8 protein-coding genes are annotated in these 7,760 nt (G+C 64.0%); 4 read left to right on the top strand and 4 right to left on the bottom strand.

Going from position 1 to position 7,760, the window contains the following annotated elements; genetic code table 11:
• Nucleotides 1–9: 9 nt before the first annotated feature.
• A complete protein-coding gene (ilvA, locus tag ACH2EI_RS06160; RefSeq protein WP_395154140.1) occupies nt 10–1,527 on the bottom strand; it encodes a threonine ammonia-lyase, biosynthetic in 1,518 nt (505 codons plus the stop codon).
• A gap of 204 nt (nt 1,528–1,731) precedes the next feature.
• Here ilvA and ACH2EI_RS06155 point away from each other — a divergent pair, with 204 nt between their 5' ends.
• Both ACH2EI_RS06155 and otsB read left to right on the top strand, forming a co-directional pair.
• Complete coding sequence (locus ACH2EI_RS06155) at nt 1,732–3,168, top strand: trehalose-6-phosphate synthase (protein ID WP_395159463.1); 1,437 nt, start codon at nt 1,732–1,734, stop codon at nt 3,166–3,168.
• Complete coding sequence (gene otsB, locus ACH2EI_RS06150) at nt 3,165–3,941, top strand: trehalose-phosphatase (RefSeq protein WP_395159461.1); 777 nt, start codon at nt 3,165–3,167, stop codon at nt 3,939–3,941. Before ACH2EI_RS06155 ends, otsB begins: the two co-directional genes overlap by 4 nt.
• Here the strand turns inward: otsB and ACH2EI_RS06145 are convergent, their stop codons facing one another.
• Nucleotides 3,942–4,634, bottom strand: coding sequence for a ribonuclease HII (locus ACH2EI_RS06145; RefSeq protein WP_395159459.1), 693 nt, complete (start codon nt 4,632–4,634; stop codon nt 3,942–3,944).
• Between the two features lie 71 nt (nt 4,635–4,705).
• Nucleotides 4,706–6,025, bottom strand: coding sequence for a hypothetical protein (locus ACH2EI_RS06140; protein WP_395159457.1), 1,320 nt, complete (start codon nt 6,023–6,025; stop codon nt 4,706–4,708).
• Between the two features lie 97 nt (nt 6,026–6,122).
• On the opposite strand from ACH2EI_RS06140, the gene ACH2EI_RS06135 reads away from it, so the two are divergent.
• Together ACH2EI_RS06135 and ACH2EI_RS06130 are read left to right on the top strand one after the other, a co-directional pair.
• The gene (locus ACH2EI_RS06135) at nt 6,123–6,728 is read left to right on the top strand and encodes a hypothetical protein (RefSeq protein ID WP_395155326.1); all 606 of its coding nucleotides are present in this window, start codon (nt 6,123–6,125) and stop codon (nt 6,726–6,728) included.
• Entirely contained in the window at nt 6,689–7,468 is a 780-nt protein-coding gene (locus tag ACH2EI_RS06130; RefSeq protein WP_395155327.1) for a PIG-L deacetylase family protein, read from the top strand. Before ACH2EI_RS06135 ends, ACH2EI_RS06130 begins: the two co-directional genes overlap by 40 nt.
• Before the next feature lie 64 nt (nt 7,469–7,532).
• Here ACH2EI_RS06130 and ACH2EI_RS06125 read toward each other — a convergent pair.
• A partial coding sequence (locus tag ACH2EI_RS06125) for a hypothetical protein (RefSeq protein WP_395159455.1) occupies nt 7,533–7,760 on the bottom strand: 228 nt, incomplete at its 5' end.

Genomic DNA, 7,760 nt, shown 5'->3' with positions numbered 1-7,760 from the left:
GTTTGAGCTTCAGGAGCCGAGGAACAGCTTGTAGGCAGGGTTCTCGGACTCGTTCCAAAAGCGATAGCCGATGTCATCCAGGAATTCCCGGAACGCCTCGGCATCACTCGTCGGGACCTGCATGCCCACCAGGACACGCGCGAGGTCGGCGCCGTGGTTGCGGTAGTGGAACAGCGAAATATTCCACGCCGGGTTCATCGCCGTGAGGAAGCGCAGGAGTGCCCCGGGCCGCTCAGGGAACTCGAACCGGTAGAGCACCTCGTCAGATGCATGCGCCGACTTACCGCCCACCAGGTGACGGACGTGAGCCTTCGCGAGCTCGTCGGCGGTGAGGTCGATGGCGTCGAAGCCGGCCTCGTCGAACGCATCGGCCAACTCGATCGTCTCGCCGCGCGACGACGCAGCAATGCCAACGAAGACGTGCGCTTCCGCCGAGTCGCTGATTCGGTAGTTGAACTCGGTGACGTCACGCTCACCGATGACTCCGCAGAACCGGAGGAAGCTCCCGGGTTGTTCGGGGATCGTGACGGCAAAGATCGCCTCGCGCTGCTCGCCGTAGTCGGCGCGCTCTGCCACAAATCGCAGACGCGTGAAGTTCATGTTTGCGCCGCAGGCGATAGCGACGAAAGTCTGGTCGACGACGCCGGTCTGCTGAACGTATTTCTTCATACCAGCAATTGCGAGCGCTCCTGCGGGCTCGAGGAGCGACCGGGTGTCGGTAAAGACGTCTTTGATCGCAGCGCATGTTTCGTCAGTGTCGACAATGATGACGTCGTCGACGTACTCCTGGGCCAGCCGGAACGTCTCCTTGCCAACCTGTTTCACTGCGGTGCCATCGGAGAACAGCCCGACCTCATTCAGCGTGACGATGTGGCCGGCGCGCAGCGAGTCGGCCATGGCCGTTGACTCGTCATGCTGTACCCCGATGATTTTGATGTCCGGGCGAACCTGCTTCACAAATGCAGCAACCCCGGCAATCAGGCCACCACCACCAATCGCCACGAAGATCGCGTCGATCGGGCCGCCGTGCTGGCGGAGGATTTCCATGCCGATTGTTCCCTGGCCAGCGATCACGTCGGGATCGTCGAACGGGTGCACCAGCGTGAGCCCACGTTCTGCTTGTAGCTCAAGCGCGTGCCGGTACGCCTCGTCAAAGCTCTCTCCGTACAACACAACCTCTGCTCCGCGCTGGCGCACCGCGTCGACCTTGAGTGACGATGCCGTCGAGGGCATCACGATCACGGCCTCACAGCCGAGACGGTTGGCCGCGAGGGCGACCCCCTGGGCATGGTTGCCCGACGAGCAGGCAATGACGCCGCGCGCCCGGTCCTCCTCGGCGAGCTGAGCCATCTTGTTATAGGCCCCGCGGATCTTGAACGAAAAGACCTCCTGCAAGTCTTCGCGTTTGAAGAAAACCCTGTTACCCAATCGACGAGACAGCCCGGGCGCTGGCTCCAGCGGCGTCTCGATGGCAACGTCGTAGACCTTTGCATTGAGAACCCGAAGGAGATAGTCGATGTCGCTCACATCACCCAGTCTGGCCGGTGTGCAGCGAATGCCCGGCGATCCGATTGTCAGCGCGAGCTTTGTCGGGCTATTGAGCGAGGCAGAACGCTTTCACGGTGCCCCATCGCGACGGGTGGAGCCAACGCGTCGACCGTTCGCTGCGTTCAACTCGGACAGCGTCAAACATTTCACGCAAGCCGACGCAGATTCAGGTAAACCGTTGGTATGACAATCGCAGCCGACGATCCGTCGTCCACCGCGCCCGGAGCTGCACCGATCCGACCGATCGTCATTGCCGCCAACCGGCTCCCGGTGATGCGCGACAACACAACGGAGAACGGCTGGGCACCGAGCCCCGGCGGCTTGGTTCGGGCGCTCCTACCCATGCTCCGGTCATCAGGCGGCACCTGGGTCGGCTGGACCGGTACGCCCGACGATCCAACCGAGCCCTTCACCGTTGATGGCGTCGACTGCTACCCGATCGACATCAGTGCCAAAGAAGTCGAGCTCTACTACGAGGGTTTCTCGAACGACGGCCTGTGGCCCCTCTATCACGACGCACTTCGCGAATCGACCTACGACATTGCTCAGTGGGAGGCCTACCAGCGGGTCAACGAGCGCTTCGCCATCACACTGGCGAACATCGCTCCCCCGAACGCCATCGTCTGGATCCACGACTACCAGCTCCAACTGGTCCCAGCGATGCTCCGTCAGCAGCGTCCCGACATCACCATCGGCTTCTTCTTGCACATCCCGTTCCCGCCGTACGAGCTGTTCTCTCGGCTGCCGTGGCGCAACGAAATTATCGATGGCCTCCTCGGATGCGACCTGATCGGATTTCAGCGACCGAAGGGCGCGACCAACTTCGCTGCATGCGCAAGCCAGCTGCGTAAGTCTGACATCGGCGAAAACGTCATCCACAATGCCGGGCACCGGACCGAGCTTGGCGTGTTCCCAATTTCGATCGACTTCGCCGAGGTCGAAGAAATGGCGGCGGGTCGTGCCACACGCAAATTGACCAGTCAGATTCGCACCCGCCTCGGCGATCCCGAGGTCATCCTGCTCGGCGTCGACCGGCTCGACTACACGAAGGGCATCGGCCTGCGATTGCGGGCCTTCGGAGCGCTGCTCGAGTCGGGCGAACTCGACCCTGAGCGTTGCGTGATGGTGCAGGTCGCGACACCGACTCGCGAAGCGGTCGAGCACTATCAGGACGAACGCCGCGAGATCGAACGGCTCGTTGGTGAGATCAACGGACGCTTCAGCCGGATTGGGCTCCCTGTCATCCACTACCTGTACCAAACGCTGTCGTACGACGATCTCATTGCTCTGTACCGCGCTGGCGACGTCATGCTCGTCACCCCGTTTCGAGACGGTATGAACCTCGTTGCGAAAGAGTACGCCGCTGCCCACATCGACGGTGACGGCGTGCTCGTCTTGTCGGAGTTCGCTGGTGCCGCCGACGAACTCACCGACGCCGTGCTCGTCAACCCGCACGACGATCGGGCCCTCCAAGAGTCGATCGTGACCGCCGTCGAGATGCACCGCCACGAGCGGCGAGCGCGAATGGCTGGGCTCCGCGAGCAGGTCAAGCGAATGGATGTCCAGGGCTGGGCCGACCGGTTCTACGCTGCGCTCGCACGGGCAGCCGAGAACCAGTGACCCTGACGCCCGAGTACCACGACCCCACACAGCTGGGTAGCAAAGTTGCAGGCTACGAACTGCCGTTGCTCATCGGCCTCGACATCGACGGCGTGCTCTCCCCGCTCGTTGACCACGCCGATGACGCCCGGCTCCTCGATGGCATCGCCGACGTCTTGGCTCGCCTGTTGGCAGCCGATGACGTGTCAGTCGCCGCTGTGTCGGGCCGCGCTGTGTCGAGCATGCGGACCTTCGGGCTCCCGCCCGCCATGCGCCTCGTCGGCAGTCACGGCATGGAGGAAGATGGCCGCCCGTTCGAATCGCTCGACGACGCCGAGCGAGCGCGTCTTGACCAGCTGATCGAACTGGCCGACGCCGCCGCGGTCGCTGGCGGCGACGGTGCCTGGGTAGAACACAAGCAGGCCAGCGTGGCTGTCCACATCCGCGAGGCCGACGAAACACTCGGGACAGCTGCGCTCTCCGCACTCGCCATCGCGACGCAGGGCATCAACGGCACCTCAACCAAGGCCGGCAGTAACGTGCTCGAACTTTTCACGAGGCACGCCAGCAAGGGCAGCGCGGTCGAACGACTTCGAACTGAATCTGGATCACGCACCGCGATGTTCGTCGGCGACGACCTCACCGACGAAGAGGCATTCGCTGCACTGGGCGAAGCCGACGTATCGATCAAAGTCGGCCCGGCCCCGACCATGGCCCAGTTCCGGCTGGCCGCTCCCGAGGACGTCCTGGAGTTCCTGAGAGCGCTCGCAAACTGTCTCTGCGAACCCGCCTGATCAGAAGAGCGACGCCTGCCCGGCAGGTGGGGTGCGTTTGATCGCCGTCCAGGGATTGCAATTGTCCATGAACACCCAGCTGCGGCGATGGATAGCCGACGGCCCGTAGCCCTTGATCGCTGCCTTGTGAACAGGACAGGGGTAGCCCTTGTTCGTGTCGAACGACCAGTGCGGATACGACTCCGACATCGCTCGCATCTGCCGGTCACGAACGACCTTGGCAAGGATGCTCGCCGTGGCGACGCTGAGGCAGTGGAGGTCGGCCTTGACGGCCAACTCGACGTTCGCCACTGACGGAGACACGAAGTCCCACTTACCGTCGGTCACTGCGACATCGGGAACGATGCTCAACCCGTCGATGGCGCGCCGCGTGGCCAGCTTTTGGGCTGCCGACATCCCGAGGTGATCGCACTCCTCTTGGCTCGCTCCCCCAACAGCCCACGACACGCACCAGCCGGCGATCTTGTCGAACAGGGCTTCACGCTCGCGTTCGGAAAGCAGCTTGGAATCACGAACGCCGTTGACTCGAGTGTCTCGCGGCAAAATTGCTGCGCCGACCATCAACGGTCCGGCCCACGCTCCACGACCGACCTCGTCGATGCCGACAACAGTCTGATGCCCGCGAGCCCACATCTCTTTCTCGATTGCTCGAGTCGGTGCCCGTTTCTTCGAGCTGCGGTCTTTCGTCGCCATGACGACTGCATCATGCCAGAGTCGAGGCCGTCCCCCAGTCGCGTCACCGACGAGTCCGAGGACGCGCGGGCTCAGGTGAAGCTGGTCGAAGTTTGTGAGGGTGAACCGCTCTCCGCCGTGAGAGAGAGGCGGCGTGGCGCGGCGGGCCGCACCGGTGCTGCCCACAGCGACTCACCGGTCTGCTCGTTCGACGACCAGTCGGCGTCGACCGCCGAAGCACTCAGGCGTCGCGTCTCGCCGGTCTGCTCCCACAGGACCGCAGGCCGCTCCCCGTGCCAGCGCACAGCGAACGACACCGTTGACGACGCCGATGTGGGAACGCCGTGCAGTTCGAAGTTGACCCCGAGCCAGCGAGTTGGGATGCCAGTCGGAAGCAAATTGGTCCCGTTGGCCAGCCGCCGCTCTACTTCGTGGACGAAGCGGCCAACAGACGCACCCCGGACGATTTCCGAAAATGGGCCGGTCTTGGGCCGAGCGGCGTCGCCGACGCGCTTGGCGAGCCGAGCGATGTCGCGCGTCGCCCGTCGATCACCGGCGACAACAGCAATGTGGTGTGCCGCGGCGATTGCAGCAGGCACGAACGCATCGCCAGAGCGAGCGATCAATTCAAGCGGCTCGGCAATCTCGTACATCCACGGCTCGGCGTCTTCGCCGCAGCGCACCAGTTCGTTGACATCAAGAATGAACCCGATCGGGTCTCGGGCCACGTCGATCGGACCGGTCAGCATCAGGTCGCAGCGCGCTGCAACCACAGCAGCGGCGAGCCCGTCGTCGGGAAGGTCAAGTCGGCTCGCCCGCTCAGCCAAGGTGACCCAGCCACGGCTCACCACATCGGCATCTGGCAACGCCTTCAGGTTGGCGGCGTGGCGGTTGACCGCCTCAGGGATCGGCCCGTGAGCGATCGCCACACGGATCGACGTGCGATGGGCAATCGGCAGTGTGATCGCGCCGGCCGGGAGTTCGATGCCCTGCAGCGGCATGTCGGCAGGCGGGCGCTCGGTGAGCACGGGCAAGCCCGAGAAAGCAACAGCGAACGGCAACGGGGAGTCATTTTCGATCTCGATGATCGTCAACCCGCCGCGGTCAGCCACCGACCAGACCCTCTGCACGGCATCGCCATCGGGGATGCGGACACGGGTTTCGGTGACAGGCGCTCCGGCAAGCCGGATCTGGCGAACGGCTGCCTCGGTTGCCGGCGTGTGCCACCGGTCGTCGGCTGCAATGTGCCAGTCGATTCGTTCTGTAGCGCCGTCAGGCTGGGCCCACGGGGTGACCGAGCCCCACGGAGACACGCTCGCCCTCCACCGCTGGCCGGTGATGCCGACCACTGTTGACGTCTCGGCACCCAATTCGATCGTGTTGCCGTTCGACGCGCTGGTCTCGCTTGACATGCCGGTGAGGCTATTGGCGCCATGCTGGGTTCGCCCAGCGCAGCGAGTCCAAGCACGGCGGACTTGAGGCGCGGACGTAGGGTTATACCCAGTGCGAGTGGCAGCCCTGGTTCCCGTCAAGCGATTCGCTGCCGCCAAGGGCCGTTTGTCTGGTGCGGTTGACGAACAACAGCGTGCACGGTTGGCCCGATGGACCGCCACGGGGGTCGTCGGGGCGTTTGGTGACATCGATGTCTACGTCGCGTGCGACAACGACGACGTTGCCGAATGGGCGCGTGAGCTCGGCCACGCAGTGATCTGGGGGCCAGGCCTCGGCCTCAACGGGGCTATCGACGACGGTGTCGCTGCGGTAGCTGACGCCGGGTACGACCAGGTCGTCATCGCCCACGCTGACCTTCCGCGGCCAGCGTCACTGACGACCGTCGCCCGACGCAACACGATCACCCTCGTCCCCGACGACCGTCGCGACGGCACAAACGTCATGTCGTTCCCGCTGACCGACACGGTCATGGCGGCATACGGAGCCAGGTCGTTCGAGCGCCACCTCGCCGCAGCACTCCTGGTCGGCATCCCAGTCGAGGTTCGCGCCGACCCCGACCTGGCACTCGACATCGACACTCCCGACGATCTCACCCACCCACTCATCCGCGAGGTACTGCCCACATGGCTGCGAACGAACCAGGCCAACCATCGATCCGTCTGAGCGACGAGCCGTCACTCAATTACCCCACACCGAGATCGGCGCTGGCAATCGGAGCGCATCCCGACGACGTCGAGTTCGGCTGTGGCGGCACCCTGGCGAAGTGGGCCGCTGACGGTTGCGTCATTCACCACCTCGTCTGCACCGACGGTTCCAAGGGCACATGGGATCCCAGCGCCGACACGGTTGCACTCGCGGCCCGGCGCCAGATCGAACAACGCGATGCCGCTGCACGGCTTACTCGAGGTGTCGCGGCGGTGACCGGTGAGGTGCGCTTTCTCGAGTACGTCGATGGCGAACTCGACAGCAGCCTGCGCGAGCGAGGCGCCGTCGCAATGGTGATCCGCGAACTTCAGCCGCAGGTCGTGCTCGGACACGACCCCTGGAAGCGGTATCGGTTACACCCCGACCATCGCCACGCAGGTCTCTTGGCGTGCGAGGGGATCGTTGCCGCCCGTGACCCGCACTTTTACCGCGAGCATGGCATCGCACACCACCGGCCTGACGCTCTGCTGTTGTGGGAAGCCGACGAGCCAGACCACGGCGAGGACATCAGCGCTCACATCGGCACAAAGCTCGATGCACTTCACGCCCACGAGAGCCAGTTTGAGTCGACGATGAAGGTCGCCGACGGCGACGAACTCGACGTCTTCGACGAGCGAATCCGCGCCCGCGTCGAGGGCCTCGGAACTCCATTCGGTGTCGGAGCTGCCGAAGTGTTCAAGCTGATTACGTCACTCTGACCGAGACGCGCAACGGGAGGCCCCGGAGGGCCTCCCGTCACGAACTTACAGTGTGATCAGCTGATCACTTCTTCTTCTTGGCTACAGCCTTCTTCTTTGCCGGAGCCTTCTTGGCTACAGCCTTCTTCTTTGCCGGAGCCTTCTTGGCTACAGCCTTCTTCTTCGCCGGAGCCTTCTTGGCTACAGCCTTCTTCTTCGCCGGAGCCTTCTTGGCTACAGCCTTCTTCTTTGCCGGAGCCTTCTTGGCTACAGCCTTCTTCTTTGCCGGAGCCTTCTTGGCTACAGCCTTCTT

The organism is Ilumatobacter sp. (genome assembly GCF_041688325.1).
GTDB lineage: Bacteria > Actinomycetota > Acidimicrobiia > Acidimicrobiales > Ilumatobacteraceae > Ilumatobacter_A.
Note: the sequence above shows the minus strand (reverse complement) of the source record. Positions and strands in the feature narration are given on the sequence as shown.

Bases quoted from the DNA above. Each gene is read 5' to 3' on its own strand.
- ACH2EI_RS06140 (WP_395159457.1), bottom strand. From the start codon at position 6,025: ATGTCAAGCGAGACCAGCGCGTCGAACGGCAACACGATCGAATTGGGT.
- ACH2EI_RS06130 (WP_395155327.1), top strand. From the start codon at position 6,689: ATGGCTGCGAACGAACCAGGCCAACCATCGATCCGTCTGAGCGACGAG.
- ACH2EI_RS06155 (WP_395159463.1), top strand. From the start codon at position 1,732: ATGACAATCGCAGCCGACGATCCGTCGTCCACCGCGCCCGGAGCTGCA.
- ACH2EI_RS06145 (WP_395159459.1), bottom strand. From the start codon at position 4,634: ATGGCGACGAAAGACCGCAGCTCGAAGAAACGGGCACCGACTCGAGCA.